We start from the raw sequence: 18,271 nt of genomic DNA on the forward strand, positions 1-18,271 counted from the left end.
ACATAAAATATGAGTTGTTCTAAAGTTTTTATGCAAAACTATTGCAAAATAGTTAAAAAACGAATATTATATATAACTGTTGTGAAAATTATTCGTAAAAAGAAAGGATGTTTATATGTTTAACCTTTCAAAACATAAAACTTCTATTAAAACTGAAATTATGGCAGGTATTATTACCTTTTTAACAATGGCATATATCATTGTCGTAAACCCTGTCATCCTTGGGGATGCAGGTGTTCCGTTTGAACAAGCATTTACAGCTACAATTATCGCTGCTGTTGTCGGAACATTATTTATGGCGATTTTTACTAATTTACCAATCGCAATTGCACCAGGTATGGGATTAAATGCTTACTTCTCTTATTCTGTTGTAAAAGCCCATGAAGGCATGACTTTCGCAATTGCATTCTCTGCTGTATTCGTAGCAGGTATGATTTTAATTTTGTTATCATTCACATCTTTCCGTACGAAATTAATGGAAGTAATTCCTGAGAACTTAAAACATGCACTTACTGCTGGTATCGGTCTTTTTATTGCTTTTATCGGTTTGCGCTTAACGGGAATTGTTACAAAAAATGATGCAAACTTAGTTGGGCTTGGCGATCTTCACTCTGCTCCAGTTCTACTAGCATTAGCTGGCCTTGGAATTACAATTATCCTTATGTCTTTAAATATAAACGGGGCACTATTTATCGGAATGTTATTAACTGGGATTATCGCTTACTTCACAGGTCAATTAACATTCTCAAGCGGCGTTACATCAATGCCTGGATTACCAGAAGGAATTATCGTTTCAAACCCAATTACTGCTGTTTCTGATGTAATTAATTACGGATTATACGGCGTTGTGTTCTCATTCTTCCTCGTTACACTATTTGATACAACAGGAACATTACTTGGTGTAGCACAACAAGGCGGATTTATTAAAGACGGAAAGCTTCCAAAAGCAGGACGAGCTCTTCTATCTGACTCATTCTCAGCAACAATTGGAGCTATGTTCGGAACAACACCATCAACAGCTTACATTGAATCGTCTGCTGGTGTTGCAGCTGGTGGTCGTACTGGTTTAACAACTGTTACAGTAGCTGTTCTATTTGCATTAGCAGCATTCTTTGGACCGTTAGTTAGCGCTGTTTCTGGCGTTTCAGCTATTACAGCACCATCATTAATTATCGTTGGTAGTCTTATGATGGGCTCAGTTCGCCACATCGATTGGGATACATTCGATGAAGCATTCCCAGCATTTTTAGTAATCTTAAGCATGCCACTTACATCAAGTATCTCAACAGGTATTGCACTTGGATTTATTTCATATCCACTTATGAAAGTGGCAAAAGGACAATTCCGTGCTGTTCACCCACTTGTGTATTTATTCGGGATCTTGTTCGCTTATCAATTAGTTTTCTTACCACATTAAACTCCCTCTTTATGAGGGAGTTTTTTTATGAAAAACTATTTGACAACACTACAAACTTATGGAATAATTCGAAATAGTTGAATATTCGATGTCTTATCAAGAGCAGGTGGAGGGATGAGCCCTACGAAGCCCGGCAACCGACCCATTTATGGGCACGGTGCTAATTCTTACAACACGTTGTGTTGAAAGATAAGAGTAATATGATAAGGCGTCTTTTCTATATGAAAAGGCGTTTTTCATTTTCACTCCCTCCCCTCTCTTCTTAGTTTAGGGGGGATTTTTTTATGAAGAAATTGTATTCCATCGTACTTATTTTTCTATTACTTACATTGACAGCTTGTACAAATGAACAAGATGCTATCTCTTCACAAAAGCAACAAACTGTGAAAAAAGTAACTACAACAGTAGAAAATCATTTACAAACAGAAATTCCAAGCCAAGTAAAAAAGCCATTAAAAATCGCATTAATTATGCAAATGTCCATCGGAACTTTTTCCTCTCAATATATTGAGGGTGTCAAAAAACAAGTCGAGCTATTCGGCGGTAGTGTGCAAGTCTACAATTCTGATAATGATTTAGCAAAAATGGTAGCAAATCTAGATACTGCTATTAATTCAAAAGTTGATGGTATTTTAATTGATCACGGTCGCTCTGAAGCACTAAAACCCGGAGTAGAAAAAGCATTACAAGCGAATATTCCTGTAGTGGCATTTGATAACGACCTACGCCTACCTGGTGTAACGATTATTGATCAAGATGACTATAGTCTTGCATGGAAATCATTAAAAACGTTAGCTGAAGATTTGAATGGTCAAGGGAATATCGCAGTCGTATGGGTTGGCGGATTCGCTCCAATGGAACGTCGCAATGTTATCATTGATGCTTTTTATAAACGCTATCCAAATATACAAGAAGTGGCACGATTCGGTACCGCTAGCACTAACACACCACTTGATACACAAACACAAGTAGAAGCTTTACTAAAGAAACATCCGAAAAAAGGAGATTTACAAGCTATTTTCGCTTCTTGGGATGAGTTTGCTAAAGGAGTTGTCAAAGCACTTGAACAAGCTGGTCGTACAGATATAAAAGTATACGGCATTGACTTAAGTAATGAAGATTTACAACTCATGCAAAAAGAAGATTCCCCTTGGACTGCTACCGCTGCTACTGATCCAGCTGAAGTAGGTAACGTTCAAGTACGATTCTTATATAAAAAAATCGCTGGTGAACAAACGCCAGATATTTATTCACTAGAACCTTATTTAGTAAAGAAAAATAGTTTACCAAAAGAAAATATAACAATGAATCAATTATCAAAATATATAAACGGTTGGGGAGACTCAAAAGATGCGTATTCTCCTTGGATGAAAAAATTAGAGAAGGAGAAAAAATGATGACATTCTCTCTTCAAAACATTACACATTCTTATCATGTCTCTACACCTGTTCTAGAAGATGTTTCAATTCATATTCAAAAAGGAAAAGTTCATGCTTTACTAGGAATGAACGGTGCTGGAAAAAGTACTTTACTAAAAATAGCAACTGGTGAAATTCAGCCAGTTGCTGGCGATATAAAAATCGATAATCAGTCTATTTCCTTTACTTCTCCACGTGTTGCAAAAAAACATGGTATTTCTTTCGTGACACAAGAAGTGGATTACGGCCTTATTCCTGGATTATCTATATTAGAAAATGTACTAATCGATCATTTAGCAATGCAAAATAAAGTACTATTTTCAAAATCAAAATTAGTCGTGCTCGCTAAACAACATTTGCAAACTGTACAGGTCGATTTAAATGTTTCGGAAGATGTTTCAAACTGCTCATTACATGAAAAACAATTACTTCTTATCGCAAGAGCTTTATCTAACAATACAAATTATCTTTTATTAGATGAGCCTACTTCTTCTCTTGGACCAAAAGAAGTTGAAACCTTTGGGAAACTATTAAAAAATTTAACATCAAAAGGAATTGGCATCATCCTAATTTCTCATCGTTTATCAGAGATTCGAAATTTCGCGGATGATGTAACTGTATTACATAACGGTAAAGTTGCACTTTCTGAAGCTATTACAAAGATTACAGATCAACAAATTGTGGAAGCAATGACTGGAAAACAACTTACACTTCCTATTAATACAGCACCAAAACGCGGAAAAGAAGAATTATTGAAAGTACAAGAACTTCAATTACACAAGGACCATTCTCCCCTTTCTCTCACCATACGGAAAGGTGAAACTGTTGTGATATACGGATTAATTGGAAGCGGTAAAACAACACTTGCTGAAACTTTATTTGGTGCTCGTCATACTTATCACGCAGAAATAGACGGTCAAAATATAACGATTAAAACACCACGAGATGCGATTAAAGCTAAAATCGCACTTGTACCAGAAGAAAGAAGAAAACAAGGCTTATTTCTTTCGGAAAATATTATAAGTCACACAAATTTACACCAATCAGGTTGGAGACGAAAACAAACCGAATTAAATAATGCTACTGCGGCAATTACCGCTTTCAGCATTTCACCGAATGATCCAAAAGCATTTATTCATTCACTTAGCGGAGGAAACCAACAAAAAGTCTCGATTGCAAAATGGGATGGATTCAAACCTAATCTATTTCTTTTGGACGAGCCAACTAAAGGGGTAGACATAGCTGCAAAACAAGATATTTTCCAATTCATTCGTAACATTACAGATAACGGAAGTTCCGTAATTTATTTCACAGGAGAACAGGATGAAGCGTTACATATCGCCGATCGTATTCTTATACTAGCAAACGGCAAATTTGTAGGTGAATACTTGCCGAGTGACCTGTCTCCTGAACAGCTTTTACATTTATCTGAAGGGAGCTATTCCATTGAATCTCATTCATAAAACGAAAACTAAGAAACTATATTTACCTACTCATCTTTTTTATCAATTTAGCACGATCGCTATCATTATTGGAGTTACAATTTTTTTCTCTATCGTAAACGATTCTTTTTTAACCTATAACAATATTAGTGATATTTTACGTTCTATTTCTATTGTAACGTTACTTGCAATTGGTGTTACCTTTACATTAATTGTAGATGGATTTGATTTATCAGTCGGCTCTACCGCTAGTTTAGCAACAATTACCGCGGCTTCTTGTCTCGTTTTATATCGACAAGAACTATTAGTCACACTCCTTATTCCTATTCTTTGTGGTCTATTAGTTGGATTATTTAATGCATTACTCGTTATCCGAATTAAACTACCAGATTTACTAGCTACATTAAGTATCATGTATATCGTGAATGGACTACACTTAACATTCTCAAAAGGATCTTCTATTTATGAAGGAATGTCTGGTGCCACAGGACATTTTATTCCATCCTTTTTATTTATCGGTCAGGGCTCTGTTGTAGGAATTCCAGTCCCTGTCATTATCATGCTTAGCGTCGTTTTGATTGCATATTTATTTTTAGAAAAAACAACGTACGGTCGTTTCTTTTATATGACAGGTGGGAATCGAGAAGCTGCTAGACTAGCCGGTATCCCTACTGATCGTTACCGTGTATATGCTTATATGATTAGCGGTTTACTTGCCTCCATCGGCGGCATCATTCTATGTAGCCGCGTTGGAACAGGACAAGTTTCAGCAGGCGCCCCATTATTAATGGATGCAGTTGCAGCCGCCTATATCGGTTACGCAATGTTCGGTGCTAAGAAACCAAATGTCATCGGAACATTTCTTGGCTCAGTATTAATTGGAATTATATTGAACGGCCTCACAATGATGAACGTTCCTTATTATGCACAAGACATTATTAAAGGCGGTATTTTAATTACAGCTTTAGCCTTTTCATTTATTAAAAAGAAACGTAAATAAAAAAGTAGAGCATCGAATTCCGATGCTCTACTTTTCTTTTGCAACAATCACACGAACTACTTTCAATGCAAGAAGCAAGAGGAAATTTGCTATTACCGTACTCCCTAGAAAGGCTGCAGAGAACTCCTTCTCCACAGCCTAATTATTATTTTTGCAAAAACGCTTGTAAATCTGCAAATTGTCTCTTTGCATCTTCATAGCCTTGCTCATATAAACTTTGTAGTTTTGCCGCATCTTTTTCCATACGATCTACTTGAAGCGGCACTTCCGGACGAATAACAAATAAATTACCAGCTTGCTCTTCTTTTTCAATGTAGTGAAGTGTTTCATTATACACTTCATAACGAGTTAGCATCGTATTAACAAGGTTTGGATACTTTTTATAAGCCTTCGCTGCAACCCAGCCAAATTTTGATTTTTTCTTTGCGTAACCATGATTTCTCGTCAAAATAACGACTGATTTTTTAAATCCATCCTCCTGTGCTTTACGAACTGGAATCGGATCAGAAATCCCGCCATCTAACAATTGCTTACCACGGTAATTTACTACTGGTGCAATGAAAGGTAATGAACTAGACGCTTGTAATAAATTTAGCGCATCATCATTCGTTCCCTCTTTTTCAAAATAAACAGACTGTCCTGTTTCACAATCCGTTGTTCCTACAAGAAAGCGTTCGGGACTATTAAAGTATGTTTCAAAATCAAACGGCACATGCTTTTCTGGTATTTCATGAAAAATGAAATCCATATCAAATAACTGACGTTTTCTCCAAAAGTTTTTATACGATAAATACTTCGGATGTGATACATAATCAATATTGACCGTTTTATTTCTATTTCTTTGTCTGGAAAGATACGACGCTGCATGACAAGCACCAGCTGATACACCGATTACATATGGAAAATATAACTCTTGTTCCATAAAGTATTCTAATATCCCGCCCGTATATACACCACGCATACCGCCGCCTTCTAATACTAATCCCGTATTTTCAAGCATGTTATTCTCTCCTCTTTATATATATTGACTCTTTAATTATTCACTATGTTAAGTATCTTTTTCTATTATATATGAGTTCTTTCAGAAATTATATTCAAAAGGCTTGAAATGGAGGGGTTTTTTCTTCCAATTATATTTCCAAATGACCAGAGACATCCTTTATAAACCTTTGAATAAAATCTTGCTCTTCTTTCGTATATCCATCTAAAAACAACAGCCACTTTTCTTCAGCTTGTTTATGCAAATTTTCATGAGCTATATATATTTCATTTCCGCTTTCCGTTAAGCGGAAGAAAATTTCTTTTTGGTTATCTAACATTTGCATCTTCTCAACGAATTGCTTTTGAAATAACTTTGTACAAATTTTAGAGATTGCGCCCTTCGTCATTCCCATTTCTGTCGTAATAGCCGTTACATTCATCAGACCATTTTTTCCGATACACTCGATAACATGTAACTCAGATAAAGACATACCGCTTACACCTGTCTCACGAAGAAACTTCTCATTATTTCCTTTCAAATGCTCTTCTTTTTTATGCAAAAGTGTACGAATATCCGAAAGTATTTCCATTTGTTTCACTGTACGTTCCAATCTGTTCGCCTCCTAAGTTTCCAAAGAAACAATTTAACTATATACCATTCTAAAATCATTTTTCCATCTTTACAAGTGAGAAAATCATGTTAAAATGAATTTAGTTTCCAAGGAAACAAAAACCAAGGAGGTTGACATTATGAAAAAATTCAAACTAAATTTCATTTTATATGTTGTCTGTATTAGTGCCTTACTCAGCTCCTTCTCTCAAAATATTTACACACCGATCTTACCTATGATTCAAAATTCGTTTCATACTTCTCTTTATCTTGTAAATTTAACCGTTTCACTTTTCACATTCGTTCTTGCGATTATGCAGCTCATCTATGGACCTTTAATTGATACAAAGGGAAGAAAATCTGTCCTTATCCCCAGTTTAATTATTAGTACAATCGGTTCAATCGGATGTGCTTTTTCGCCAAACATTTATTTATTTCTATTCTTTAGAGCCGTTCAAGCTTTCGGAATAGCTGCTATACCTGTAGTTGCAGCAACTATTATCGGTGATTTATTTGAAGGAAAAGAACGCGGAGAAGCGATGAGCCTTTATCAAATGTTACTTGCTCTCGCACCTGCAATCGGTCCTCTCATAGGTGGTTATCTCGGCAATATAAATGGCCACTTATCTGTATTTTTGTTTTTATCTACAATTGGCATTATCTTATTAATTATAAATATTTCACTACTCCCAGAAACAAAGCCAAATGTCATTGAGCGATATAAAGCAAAAAAGAATTACTGGCTTATTTTAAAAAATAAAACTGGATTTTCTATTACCCTTATTGGCTTTATTCAATTTTGTATGTATTTCTGTTTCCTCGTTTTCTTACCTAGCATATTAACAAATATATTTCATCTAAGCACAAGTGAAATTGGTCTTATGTTTGTACCGATGTCCCTTTCTCTTATGTTAGGAAGCTATTGCTACAAATTTTTGCAAAAACATTTCACAACAAAGCAGGCTTTATTCATCACTAGTTTCTTCAATATTATATGTGTCACTTTATTCTCTTTCACATATAGCATCAATATCCCATCCGTAATTATCGTTACCTCTTTATACGGTTTTAGTATGGGGCTTTCTATGCCGACTCACACTACTTTATTAACGGAAGAATTCGTACAAGAACGCGCAACTGCCATCGGTATGTACAACTTCATTCGCTATCTTGGTATGGGTACAGGGCCTATTGTAGGTGGGTTTCTTTTATTTAATCAAAATTACTTTTGGATTTTCTTCCTAGGGGCAATTATATTTCTACTTATAGTTTTACACGCAATGAAAATGCTACATTCCCATGCTGCACAAAGAGCTTAAGAGACCTATAGATGGTCTCTTAAGCTCTTTGATCAGCGACGATATGAATATCAATATACTTCGTCTGTCTCATAATTTCATTTACAATAGAACCTTTTCGTATTTCCTCCCACCGTGTTCTCGCCGATTGCCCAAGTAAAACTTGTGTCACCTGTAGTCTGTTCGCGACTTCAATAATAACATCAGCTGGCTTTCTTCCATTCGCCTCTTCTAATACAAAGCTCGCATCAAATTGATTTGTTAGCGATTTCCACTCTTCAATTGTTTGCTTTTTCCCTGCTGAAAGGGAATCTATATTTTCCCTTTCTACGTTTAACACATACAATTCAGCGTTTAACCGATCGGCCATGCGCCATCCCCGTCTTATTAATTTCTCTGCTGTTGAACTGTATTGTACACAAACGAGAATTTTCTCTTTCACACCGATTGGTTCTATAACGGTTTGACTAATTTTCTCATCCATATCATCTGCAACTTCGCGAAGCGATAATTCCCTTAGTGCGCCTAAATTATTAAGCGTGAAGAAATTTTGTAAGCTTTGCTCTATTTTTTCTTCCTTATATATCTTTCCATCTATTAATCTCTTCCTTAGCACTTCCGGCGTTGCATCAACGAGCTGAATTTCATTTGCTTTTTGTAAAATAAAATCTGGAATACGCTCTCTTACTTTTACATTCGTAATTTGAGCTACAATATCATGAACGCTTTCTAAATGTTGAATATTAAACGCTGATAATACAGATATACCCGCATCTAACAATTCCTGTACATCCATGTACCGTTTCTTATTTTTAGATCCAGGAATATTACTATGTGCAAGTTCATCCACTACAACTACTTGCGGCGCACGCTTTATAATTTCTTCCACATTAAGCTCATAAAATACTTTCCCTTTATACTGTATTTCTTTTAAAGGAACTTTTTCTAAATCAGCAATTGCTTCTTCCGTCTCGATTCTGCCGTGCGTTTCAATTAAACCAATGACAATATCCATACCATCTTTTTTCATTTCTCTAGCATCATAGAGCATTTTATAACTTTTCCCTACTCCTGGAGCAGCCCCTACGTATAGCTTTAACTTCCCGCGATTTTGCTGACGAATATATTCTAAATATTCCTCTGGCGTTCGCCTTTGAAACGTCGGTTTATAGTCATCCGCATACAAAATACTCACAACCTTTCTTTCGAAACAACACTACCTCAATCCGTTAGATTGAGGTAGCACTGTTACTATTTCATTAGTTTCTGTAATTCTAAATTTAACTTTAAGACGTTCACGCGATCTTCTCCAAACAAACCAAGTGCAGCACCTTCCGTTTGATCCTTAATCAATTGATCTAGCTTTTCTTTCGGAATATTCGTTATTTTCGAGATGCGATCCACCTGTACGGAAGCGGCCTTCGGACTAATGTCAGGATCAAGCCCTGAACCTGAATTCGTCACTAAATCTATCGGTACTTCTGTAACTGGAACGGCTCGGTTTTGTTTTTTCCAGTCTTCAATACTTTTCTCAACTCGTTTTGCTAAATCTGGATTAGACGGTGCATAGTTATTTGAACCAGACGCTTCTGCTTTATATTCTATACTAGAGACACGCCCATGAAAATAACGTGGATCTGTGAAATTTTGACCGATTAATTTTGAACCAACTACTTCATCCTTATCATTATATATAAGACTTCCATCCGCATTATCCTTCATTACCGCTTGCGCAATACCGGTTACAATAAGCGGGTATACAAGTCCACACAACACTAAGAACGTAAAAGTAATACGAATAATTGGTGAAAGTATACTTTGTTTTTTCGCCATCTTTTTTCCCCTCTTCCTTATATGAACAAGCCCACAATCATATCAATTACTTTAATTCCAATGAACGGAACGATAACTCCGCCAAGCCCGTAAATGAGTAAGTTTCGGCTAAGCAATGCATTCGAGCTCATCGGCTTATATGCAATCCCCTTCATCGCCAACGGAATGAGTAATGGAATAATAACCGCATTAAATATTAATGCTGATAAGATTGCTGAAAGCGGTGATGTTAATTTCATAATGTTTAAAGCTTCCATTTGCGGAATCGCAAGTGTAAACATCGCTGGAATGATGGCGAAATATTTCGCGATATCATTCGCAATACTAAACGTCGTTAACGCCCCGCGCGTCATTAACAATTGCTTGCCGATTCCTACAACCTCAATAATTTTCGTTGGATTCGAATCTAAATCAATCATATTCGCTGCTTCTTTTGCAGCTGTCGTACCACTATTCATCGCTAATCCAACGTCTGCCTGTGCTAATGCCGGAGCATCATTTGTACCATCACCTGTCATCGCTACAAGTTTCCCTTTATCTTGCTCTGCTTTAATAACCGCAATTTTATCTTCTGGTTTACACTCAGCAACGAATTCATCTACCCCTGCTTCTTTTGCAATTGTCGCTGCTGTTAATGGATTATCACCTGTACACATAACTGTTTTAATTCCCATTTGACGTAATTGTTCAAAACGTTCACGCATACCAGGTTTTACTGTATCCTTTAAATAAATTAAACCGTAAATACGATCGTCTACTGCAACTACAAGCGGTGTCCCGCCCTCTTTTGAAATTAAATCTGCTTTTTGATTCACATCTTTCGGAATTGTTCCACCTTGCGATTGAACCCATTCAATAACGCTACCTACAGCACCTTTTCTCACTTTCGTTCCGTCCTGTAAATCAACACCACTCATTCTCGTTTCTGCTTTAAATGGAACAAATTCACCTTGTTCTGCAAGTTCTCTATTATATGATATTGATTTTCCTTTCACATACTCAATAACAGATCGACCTTCTGGTGTTTCATCTAAAACTGAGCTAATGGCAGCCCATTTTCCTACTTGTTCAATCGTTTCATTTCCCACAGGGAGTAGTGTATGTGCCATACGGTTCCCGAAAGTAATCGTACCCGTTTTGTCTAAAATAATTGTATTAATATCACCCGCAGCTTCTACTGCTTTCCCTGACATTGCTAGCACATTAAACTTTGTCACACGGTCCATCCCGGCAATACCAATCGCTGATAATAACCCACCAATTGTCGTTGGAATTAAACAAACTAACAACGCTACAAGTACAGCAGTATCAATTTGAAACCCTAGATAATTTGTGAAAATCGGCAACGTCACAACAACGATTAAGAAAATAAGGGTTAAACTCGTTAATACTGTATTTAAAGCAATCTCATTCGGCGTTTTTTGACGTGCAGCCCCTTCTACTAACGAAATCATTTTATCAATAAATGATTCACCAGGATTACTCGTAATTACAATTGTAATTTCATCACTTACGACCATCGTACCGCCTGTTACGGAACAAAAATCACCACCCGCCTCTTTTATAACAGGAGCTGATTCTCCTGTTATTGCAGATTCATCTACAGACGCTAATCCTTTAATTACTTCACCATCATTCGGAATCATTTCTCCTTGTTTTACAATAACAACGTCACCTTTTCTCAGATCAGTTGCTGAAACTTGAACAATGTCTCCATTTTCTTTTACAACGTTTGCAAACACATCTTTCTTCGATTGTTTTAAAGAATCGGCTTGCGCTTTACCACGACCTTCAGCCAACGCTTCTGCAAAGTTAGCAAATAAAACTGTAAATAATAGAATAAGAGAAACTGTTATATTAAACCATCCTGGTACACTACTAGAACTACTTGGAAGAAAGGATAAAATTAACGTAATGATAAATCCAATTTCCACAACAAACATAATCGGATTCTTTATCATTACTTTCGGGTTCAATTTCGCAAAGGATTGTTTCATCGCATGTGTCACGATATCACGATCCATCGTTTTCGCTTGTCTAACTTCATCTTCTACAGCATGTATTTGTGACTGATTTACTTGTTTTTCTTTTACTACTACCGGTCTCATCATTTACCCTCCATTACTTCAATGTAAGAAATTCTGCAATTGGGCCGAGTACTAACATCGGGAAAAATGTTAACGCACCAACAATTACAATCGTTCCAATAAAGATTCCTCCAAATAAACCATTATCCGTACGGAACGTTCCGACTGTTTCTGGTACTACCGTCTTCTCTTTCAATGAAGCTGCCACAGCTAGCATCGTAATTAAACTGAAATAACGTCCTAAAAACATAACTAAACCGGTCGTAATATTCCAAAACGGTGTATTATCTGCTAATCCTTCAAATCCAGATCCGTTATTCGCAGCTGACGATGTGTATTCATATACAACTTGCGTTAAACCGTGAAAACCGGAATGAGAAATCGCATCCGTTCCTAAACTTGTTGAAAGAGCTAATGCTGAAAATCCTAAGATAAGTAATGGATGAAATAGAATCGTTACTGCAATTAATTTCATTTCCTTACCTTCAATCTTTTTACCTAAAAACTCTGGTGTCCTTCCGACCATTAATCCAGATATAAAGACTGCAATAATTGCATACATAATAATATTAATAAAGCCCGCTCCAACACCACCGTATACTGTATTCAACATCATATTTACGAGTGGTACTAATCCGCCAATTGGTGTTAACGTATCATGCATCGTATTAACGGCCCCTGTTTCAGCAGCTGTCGTTACTGTTGCGTATAGTGAAGAAAATACTGTTCCAAATCGCACTTCTTTCCCTTCTGTACTTCCTTGTACATGTTCGATACCCATTCCATTTAATGCCGGATTACCATTTAATTCAGATGTAGTAATCGTTATAAATCCGAGTAAAAACACCATAAATAGTGAAACGAAAAGGATACGTCCTTGTTTTTTATTTCCTACCATTCTTCCGTACGTAAATGGAAGTGCTGTTGGCAATAACATCATAAGCATCATTTGCAAAATATTACTCATTTGCCCTGGATTTTCGAAAGGATGTGTAGAGTTTGCTCCGAAAAATCCTCCGCCGTTATTTCCAAGTTCCTTAATGGAAACGAATGATGCAACTGGACCACGTAAAATACTTTGCTTCGCACCATCAATTGTTTGTGCTGTAACCGCCCCATCTAACGTTTGTGGTACACCAAGTGCGACAAAGGCTAACGCCGCAATAAATGCGATAGGAAGAAAAACTCTCGTTAACGCTCTCGTAAAATCAACGAAAAAGTTACCAAGTTCTTTTCCAGCGAGCCCTCTTATAAATGCCATAACGATGGCTAACGTCGTTGCTGGTGCCGCAAACATTAAAAATGTAATCCCGATTAATTGTGATAAATAAGATAAACCATTTTCACCGCTGTAATGTTGTAAGTTTGTATCAGCCATAAAACTAATCGCTGTATTAAAAGCGAGCGTAGGCTCCATCCCTTCAATATGCGCTGGATTTAATGGCAATACACCTTGTAATCTGAAAATGAAATATACAACGACAATCATAAATCCATTGAGTAGAACTAATGATAATGCATACTGTTTCCACGTTTGATTGTATCCTTTTACACCTGTAATTTTAAAAATAAGTTTCTCAAAAGGCCCGAATACTTTATCTAGCTTCTTGCTACCTTGAAAGGCTTTCTCTAAATAAATCCCCGTTGGCTTTGCTACTAAAATAAATAAGAGCATTGTAATAACGACTGCAACCCAAATCATAATGAATGATTCCCCCTAATTAAAACTTTTCTGGATTTAATAATGCGTATACTAAGTACACCGTAATCGCTGCAACAATAACCGATAAGGCAATCATCATGATTGCTTCCCTTCTTTCACAACTTTATCTGACCAACTTGCAAGACTTGCCATTGATGCGACTAACCCAACAAAAATCCCGATCATTACAACATCTAACATAACTACCCCTCGCTTTTTGTTAAAATTTACCATCTAGTTATCAAAAAAAGAACACTAAGCTCTACTTAGTGTTCGAAACGAACAACACAAAGTAAACCTCCTCTCTAAACGCTTACGAGGTTAGCTGTCGGATTCGGGCCTAAAGAGTAGCCCTACTTTCAAAATTGAAAGATTCACCCCAAGTGACGATGCACAAAATTGGTTCCCCCGCTCCATTTCTGGAACTCAGCGATTTTAGGTTTTTTTTGGAAATTTCATAAATGATTTATGAGAGTAAATATACTCCTCTATATTTAACTTGTAAAGAGGCAAATTACTGAAAATAAGAAAATATTTTGTCATTTAAACGCTTACATTACATGTTATTAATATTCTTTCATCTATTTTCTTGTCTTTTCTTTCTTTTTCATAGAAATGATCTTTTAAATATGAAATAAAAAGAGCGAATTACATGAAGTGCATAGCTTGTTGCACTCAGCATTCGCTCTTTTTTCATTCAATCTTTATTCTCCACGCAAAAATGCACGTAAATTTCTCCCCCGAATATAAACTTGTGACAGTTCTGCATGTAGCTGCTCATATTCGATAATATCCGTTTTTAAATATAAGGCATCTTTCGATGGCAATATTATATATGGCCTTGGGAAAATAGGATCGAGCACTACCAATTCTTGAACTCGCTCTACCGATACCACCCAACGATTCGCTATATCTCCTAGTAACAGTACCTTCATCTTCGTTTCCCCCACCCTATTCAAAAAATAAAAAAGAAATATTATCACAGTTCGTAAACACTACAAATTTAGCTCCAATTGTTTCATAGAGCCTGGCTGGATAGTGTTTATTCTTTGTAACAACAGTAATAGGTGCTTGAAAAGAAAAACGAATGCGTTCTGTGAAAAAGCTAACTATCGGAAGCTCATCTCCTAATAAAATTACTTTCTTAATCCGCTCGCAAATACTAGTAAAATCCTGCTCCTTATTACAGCTATAAGTCGAATCAAATCCACAATTCCTAACTTCAGCTGCTATCTCTTCATTTGCTGTAAAAATAATTAACTCACGCTGAAATGCTACTAGCTTTCTTAAACTCTTTATCTTATTTTCTTCTCCAACACAAATAAGCGTTAATTCCATGTACCTCATCCTCCTTAGCATAAAAGAACTCAAACATAGATTGATATTCTCCTATACTAATCAGACCGATAAAGTGATGTATCCATCATGGCACCGTCCTCTCTCAAGACGCTTACGAAGTTAGCTGTCGGATTCGGGCTTTGAGAGTAGCCCTACTTTCAACATTGAAAGATTCACCCCTAGTGACGACGCACAAATTGGTTCCTCCGCTCCATACATTTAGACTCAGCGTATTACAAAAAATGTATTCTGGCTGATATATTACTCCTGAATTTAGAAAAAGTAAACACAAAAAAAAGCCAGTTAACAAACTGGCTTTTCATGTCTTTATATACGTCTATTATTCATCTTATATGCAAAATGATTCGTTGGTCCATGACCACTTCCAATATTCAATGGCTCTTCAATCGCTATACTAATAAATTGTTTTGCCTCTTGAACTGCCTCTTCAATTGAATACCCTTTAGCAAGTCCTGCTGTAACTGCAGACGCGAATGTACATCCGCTTCCGTGCGTTTGCTTCGAAGGAATTCGTTCACTTCTAAATTCGATGAACTGCTCACCATCAAAGAGTAAATCAATTACTTCATTACCTTGATATTCTGCATGTCCGCCCTTCATAAGAACATATTTAGCCCCTAATTCATGCAATACTTTCGCAGCTTCTTTACTATCTTCTATATTTTGAATCTCCATCCCAGTTAACACTTCTGCTTCAGGAACATTCGGTGTTACAACAGTAGCTAGTGGCAATAAATATTCTTTTAATGCTTGTACTGCTTCTTGTTGTAATAATGACGCACCGCCTTTAGCGATCATAACAGGATCTAGTACAATATTATTCCAGCCAAATTTCTTAATATGCTCTGCCACAATTTGAATAATTTCACTGCTAAATAGCATCCCTAGTTTCACAGCATCTGGTGTTAAATCCGTACCAATTGAATTCAACTGTTCCGTAATTCCTTCTAAAGAAACAGGATATACCCCTTGAACGCCAAGCGTATTTTGAGCAGTAATTGCCGTAATAGCTGTCATTCCATACACACCAAGCTCTTGGAATGTTTTTAAATCTGCTTGAATTCCAGCGCCGCCTCCGCTATCAGATCCTGCAATCGTTAAAGCTTTATTCACTTTCATCCCACTCATCCTTTTCTATCCAAAATAGCGATGATAAATTATTTTCGCTTCGCTTATATCTTTCGTTCCATGTACAAGTACACGGCCATCTTTGAAAGCAACTAATCTCTTTTCTCCAACCGAAAATGATAGTAAATATGGATTTACATTCAGATCATTCACACGATCATTCAGCAATTTTTTATATTGTTCAAAATCCATTTCCTCTTTATGAGGTGGTCTAATTTGAACTGTATTTCTCCCGCATAACACCGCTGTTTTTGAAGTGTTTTCTTTATTTAAATATGGGTATAGTGCATTCTCACCACACGAAGGACAATTATGCTTACGAAGTTTTTGTACATTCATACATGAATATTCATTTTTCCATACATCAAACGACACAAGTCCATCTCGAAGTGATTCATAATCTTCCACTAACAGTTTAAGAGCTTCTGTTACTTGATGAGAAACGACAAGAGATACAGCAGGTGATATAATCCCCGCTGTATCACATGTCGCTCCGCCAAGCGGAATCGATTGTAATAAACAAGATAAACATGGCGTTTTGCCTGGAAGAATAGTATAAGAAAGACCGTAACTTCCTACACATGCCCCGTAAACCCATGGAATAGAATATTTTTGCGCTATATCATTCACAATGAAACGCGTTTCGAAATTATCAGTCGCATCGATGATTACATCAACATTTTTAACGAGTTCTTCTAACTCTTCAGCTGTTACATCTTGAACGAGAGCTTCTACTCTTACTTCACTATTAATCTCTTCTAGACGTTTTTTTGCCGCTACAGCCTTCGGAAGGTTATTCTCTACATCACACTCTGCATACAATTGCTGCCTTTGTAAATTACTCCAATCTACATAATCACGGTCAACAATTGTTACCTTACCAACGCCTGCCCTTACAAACATCTCTGCGTTTGCACTACCTAGTGCACCTGCACCGATAATGAGTACATGCTTTTCCCCTATCTTTTGTTGCCCTTCTTCCCCAATTGGAGAAAATAGCTCTTGGCGAGAATATCGATTATTCAACTATGCTCATTCCTTCTAAAGGACTACTTGCAGTTGCACAACGTTTACGTGCAATGCGCCCCGCTTCAAACCCTAATCGTCCTGCCTCAATACCTAATTTCATTGCGTATGCCATTTTAATAGGATCTTTTGCTCCAGATACTGCAGTATTTAATAACACACCATCTGCTCCTAATTCCATTGCAAATGCCGCATCAGCTGGGCTACCAATACCAGCATCCACGATAACTGGTACTGTCGCTTGTTCAATAATAAAACTTAAATTTAATGGATTTACAATACCAAGCCCTGAACCAATTGGTGATGCTCCTGGCATAATCGCGTGCACACCAAGTTCTTGTAATTTACGAGCTAATACAACATCATCAGATGTGTACGGAAGAACGATAAATCCTTCTTCTAATAACATTTCAGATGCTTTTAATGTTTCTACTGGATCAGGTAATAACGTTCTATCATCCCCAATAACTTCTACTTTCACCATGTCACAAAGCCCTGAAGCTTTTGCCAATTTTGCAATTCGAACAGCTTCTTCAGCATTTTTTGCCCCTGCTGTATTTGGTAATAACGTATATTTTTTCACATCAAGTTTCTCTAATAAATTGGGTTGTTTTGCATCAAATATATCCATGCGACGTACTGCAAATGTTAAAATTTCAGCTTCTGAAACGTCAATTGCCTTTTGCTGCACATCAAAATCAGAGAATTTACCTGTTCCTAATAAAAGTCTAGAATGAAATGAAAATGGTCCAATGTTTAACATAATCAGCCGCCTCCTACGAAAGTTACAATCTCAATTTGGTCTCCATCAAAAACAGATGTATCTTTATGATCATCCTTTTGTAAAATATCTTTATTACGCTCTACTACAACAATTCTGTTATCTAATTCTAAATGTGCAAGTAGCTCAGCTACTGTTTTCACACTCGCCGGCACTTCCATTTGGTTACCATTAATTTTTAAATTCAAA

19 protein-coding genes and 3 riboswitches are annotated in these 18,271 nt (G+C 36.6%); of the genes, 5 read left to right on the top strand and 14 right to left on the bottom strand.

What is annotated here, in order from left to right; genetic code table 11:
* The first annotated feature begins 115 nt into the window (after positions 1 to 115).
* The 4 genes from QCI75_RS22960 to QCI75_RS22975 all read left to right on the top strand — a co-directional run bounded on the left by QCI75_RS22960 (position 116) and on the right by QCI75_RS22975 (position 5,277).
* Positions 116 to 1,417 carry an NCS2 family permease gene (locus tag QCI75_RS22960; RefSeq protein WP_105589873.1) on the top strand — a complete coding sequence of 434 codons (1,302 nt, stop codon included), beginning with the start codon at positions 116 to 118 and terminating at the stop codon, positions 1,415 to 1,417.
* Positions 1,418 to 1,507: 90 nt separating this feature from the next.
* Positions 1,508 to 1,613, top strand: a riboswitch (SAM riboswitch).
* Between the two features lie 88 nt (positions 1,614 to 1,701).
* On the top strand, positions 1,702 to 2,814 hold the full coding sequence (locus QCI75_RS22965; protein WP_144505405.1) for a sugar ABC transporter substrate-binding protein: 1,113 nt from the start codon (positions 1,702 to 1,704) through the stop codon (positions 2,812 to 2,814).
* The gene (locus tag QCI75_RS22970) at positions 2,811 to 4,298 is read left to right on the top strand and encodes a sugar ABC transporter ATP-binding protein (RefSeq protein ID WP_144505406.1); all 1,488 of its coding nucleotides are present in this window, start codon (positions 2,811 to 2,813) and stop codon (positions 4,296 to 4,298) included. The genes QCI75_RS22965 and QCI75_RS22970 overlap by 4 nt, the downstream gene beginning before the upstream one ends.
* Complete coding sequence (locus tag QCI75_RS22975; RefSeq protein WP_144505407.1) at positions 4,282 to 5,277, top strand: ABC transporter permease; 996 nt, start codon at positions 4,282 to 4,284, stop codon at positions 5,275 to 5,277. The genes QCI75_RS22970 and QCI75_RS22975 overlap by 17 nt, the downstream gene beginning before the upstream one ends.
* A 145-nt stretch (positions 5,278 to 5,422) precedes the next feature.
* Here QCI75_RS22975 and QCI75_RS22980 read toward each other — a convergent pair whose 3' ends face one another.
* Together QCI75_RS22980 and QCI75_RS22985 are read right to left on the bottom strand one after the other, a co-directional pair.
* The gene (locus QCI75_RS22980; protein ID WP_144505408.1) at positions 5,423 to 6,277 is read right to left on the bottom strand and encodes a patatin-like phospholipase family protein; all 855 of its coding nucleotides are present in this window, start codon (positions 6,275 to 6,277) and stop codon (positions 5,423 to 5,425) included.
* Between the two features lie 130 nt (positions 6,278 to 6,407).
* Positions 6,408 to 6,848: a MarR family transcriptional regulator gene (locus QCI75_RS22985; RefSeq protein WP_425290561.1), complete on the bottom strand. Its 441-nt coding sequence runs from the start codon at positions 6,846 to 6,848 to the stop codon at positions 6,408 to 6,410.
* Between the two features lie 160 nt (positions 6,849 to 7,008).
* Between QCI75_RS22985 and QCI75_RS22990 the strand changes: the two genes are divergently transcribed.
* A complete protein-coding gene (locus tag QCI75_RS22990) occupies positions 7,009 to 8,187 on the top strand; it encodes an MFS transporter (protein ID WP_144505410.1) in 1,179 nt (392 codons plus the stop codon).
* A gap of 19 nt (positions 8,188 to 8,206) precedes the next feature.
* Here the strand turns inward: QCI75_RS22990 and kdpDN are convergent, their stop codons facing one another.
* From kdpDN to thiS, 12 genes are all read right to left on the bottom strand, one after another.
* Positions 8,207 to 9,361: a KdpD-like non-kinase potassium sensor gene (gene kdpDN / locus QCI75_RS22995; protein ID WP_144505411.1), complete on the bottom strand. Its 1,155-nt coding sequence runs from the start codon at positions 9,359 to 9,361 to the stop codon at positions 8,207 to 8,209.
* Positions 9,362 to 9,417: 56 nt separating this feature from the next.
* Positions 9,418 to 9,999 (bottom strand): K(+)-transporting ATPase subunit C, encoded by a 582-nt coding sequence (gene kdpC, locus QCI75_RS23000; protein WP_098778845.1) that lies wholly within the window; start codon positions 9,997 to 9,999, stop codon positions 9,418 to 9,420.
* A 17-nt stretch (positions 10,000 to 10,016) separates the two neighbouring features.
* Entirely contained in the window at positions 10,017 to 12,107 is a 2,091-nt protein-coding gene (gene kdpB / locus QCI75_RS23005) for a potassium-transporting ATPase subunit KdpB (protein WP_144505412.1), read from the bottom strand.
* 13 nt (positions 12,108 to 12,120) lie between these two features.
* Complete coding sequence (gene kdpA / locus QCI75_RS23010; protein ID WP_144505413.1) at positions 12,121 to 13,788, bottom strand: potassium-transporting ATPase subunit KdpA; 1,668 nt, start codon at positions 13,786 to 13,788, stop codon at positions 12,121 to 12,123.
* A 19-nt stretch (positions 13,789 to 13,807) separates the two neighbouring features.
* Positions 13,808 to 13,888, bottom strand: a complete 81-nt coding sequence (gene kdpF / locus QCI75_RS23015; protein WP_000972378.1) for a K(+)-transporting ATPase subunit F — start codon at positions 13,886 to 13,888, stop codon at positions 13,808 to 13,810.
* Positions 13,885 to 13,989, bottom strand: a complete 105-nt coding sequence (locus tag QCI75_RS23020) for a SipW-dependent-type signal peptide-containing protein (RefSeq protein ID WP_000887888.1) — start codon at positions 13,987 to 13,989, stop codon at positions 13,885 to 13,887. The genes kdpF and QCI75_RS23020 overlap by 4 nt, the downstream gene beginning before the upstream one ends.
* Positions 13,990 to 14,084: 95 nt before the next feature.
* Positions 14,085 to 14,230, bottom strand: a riboswitch (cyclic di-AMP (ydaO/yuaA leader).
* 262 nt (positions 14,231 to 14,492) lie between these two features.
* Positions 14,493 to 14,723: a hypothetical protein gene (locus tag QCI75_RS23025; protein ID WP_071679177.1), complete on the bottom strand. Its 231-nt coding sequence runs from the start codon at positions 14,721 to 14,723 to the stop codon at positions 14,493 to 14,495.
* Between the two features lie 16 nt (positions 14,724 to 14,739).
* Positions 14,740 to 15,126, bottom strand: coding sequence for a hypothetical protein (locus tag QCI75_RS23030; protein WP_144505414.1), 387 nt, complete (start codon positions 15,124 to 15,126; stop codon positions 14,740 to 14,742).
* A gap of 93 nt (positions 15,127 to 15,219) precedes the next feature.
* Positions 15,220 to 15,367, bottom strand: a riboswitch (cyclic di-AMP (ydaO/yuaA leader).
* 86 nt (positions 15,368 to 15,453) lie between these two features.
* Positions 15,454 to 16,275, bottom strand: coding sequence for a bifunctional hydroxymethylpyrimidine kinase/phosphomethylpyrimidine kinase (gene thiD, locus QCI75_RS23035; protein ID WP_144505415.1), 822 nt, complete (start codon positions 16,273 to 16,275; stop codon positions 15,454 to 15,456).
* A gap of 6 nt (positions 16,276 to 16,281) precedes the next feature.
* A complete protein-coding gene (thiF, locus tag QCI75_RS23040) occupies positions 16,282 to 17,301 on the bottom strand; it encodes a thiazole biosynthesis adenylyltransferase ThiF (protein WP_144505416.1) in 1,020 nt (339 codons plus the stop codon).
* A complete protein-coding gene (thiG, locus tag QCI75_RS23045) occupies positions 17,294 to 18,064 on the bottom strand; it encodes a thiazole synthase (RefSeq protein ID WP_098778850.1) in 771 nt (256 codons plus the stop codon). Before thiG ends, thiF begins: the two co-directional genes overlap by 8 nt.
* A gap of 2 nt (positions 18,065 to 18,066) precedes the next feature.
* A complete protein-coding gene (gene thiS / locus QCI75_RS23050) occupies positions 18,067 to 18,270 on the bottom strand; it encodes a sulfur carrier protein ThiS (protein ID WP_144505417.1) in 204 nt (67 codons plus the stop codon).
* Position 18,271: the final 1 nt, after the last annotated feature.

Source organism: Bacillus cereus group sp. RP43, from assembly GCF_040459645.1.
Classification (GTDB): domain Bacteria; phylum Bacillota; class Bacilli; order Bacillales; family Bacillaceae_G; genus Bacillus_A; species Bacillus_A mycoides_C.

Coding starts and splice junctions, on each gene's coding strand:
- QCI75_RS23025 (WP_071679177.1), bottom strand. CDS start 14,723: ATGAAGGTACTGTTACTAGGAGATATAGCGAATCGTTGGGTGGTATCG.
- QCI75_RS22965 (WP_144505405.1), top strand. CDS start 1,702: ATGAAGAAATTGTATTCCATCGTACTTATTTTTCTATTACTTACATTG.
- QCI75_RS22990 (WP_144505410.1), top strand. CDS start 7,009: ATGAAAAAATTCAAACTAAATTTCATTTTATATGTTGTCTGTATTAGT.
- kdpF (WP_000972378.1), bottom strand. CDS start 13,888: ATGATGATTGCCTTATCGGTTATTGTTGCAGCGATTACGGTGTACTTA.
- kdpC (WP_098778845.1), bottom strand. CDS start 9,999: ATGGCGAAAAAACAAAGTATACTTTCACCAATTATTCGTATTACTTTT.
- QCI75_RS22980 (WP_144505408.1), bottom strand. CDS start 6,277: ATGCTTGAAAATACGGGATTAGTATTAGAAGGCGGCGGTATGCGTGGT.
- kdpB (WP_144505412.1), bottom strand. CDS start 12,107: ATGAGACCGGTAGTAGTAAAAGAAAAACAAGTAAATCAGTCACAAATA.
- thiD (WP_144505415.1), bottom strand. CDS start 16,275: ATGAGTGGGATGAAAGTGAATAAAGCTTTAACGATTGCAGGATCTGAT.
- QCI75_RS22985 (WP_425290561.1), bottom strand. CDS start 6,848: ATGGAAATACTTTCGGATATTCGTACACTTTTGCATAAAAAAGAAGAG.
- QCI75_RS22970 (WP_144505406.1), top strand. CDS start 2,811: ATGATGACATTCTCTCTTCAAAACATTACACATTCTTATCATGTCTCT.
- thiG (WP_098778850.1), bottom strand. CDS start 18,064: ATGTTAAACATTGGACCATTTTCATTTCATTCTAGACTTTTATTAGGA.
- kdpA (WP_144505413.1), bottom strand. CDS start 13,788: ATGATTTGGGTTGCAGTCGTTATTACAATGCTCTTATTTATTTTAGTA.
- QCI75_RS23030 (WP_144505414.1), bottom strand. CDS start 15,126: ATGGAATTAACGCTTATTTGTGTTGGAGAAGAAAATAAGATAAAGAGT.
- QCI75_RS23020 (WP_000887888.1), bottom strand. CDS start 13,989: ATGTTAGATGTTGTAATGATCGGGATTTTTGTTGGGTTAGTCGCATCA.
- QCI75_RS22960 (WP_105589873.1), top strand. CDS start 116: ATGTTTAACCTTTCAAAACATAAAACTTCTATTAAAACTGAAATTATG.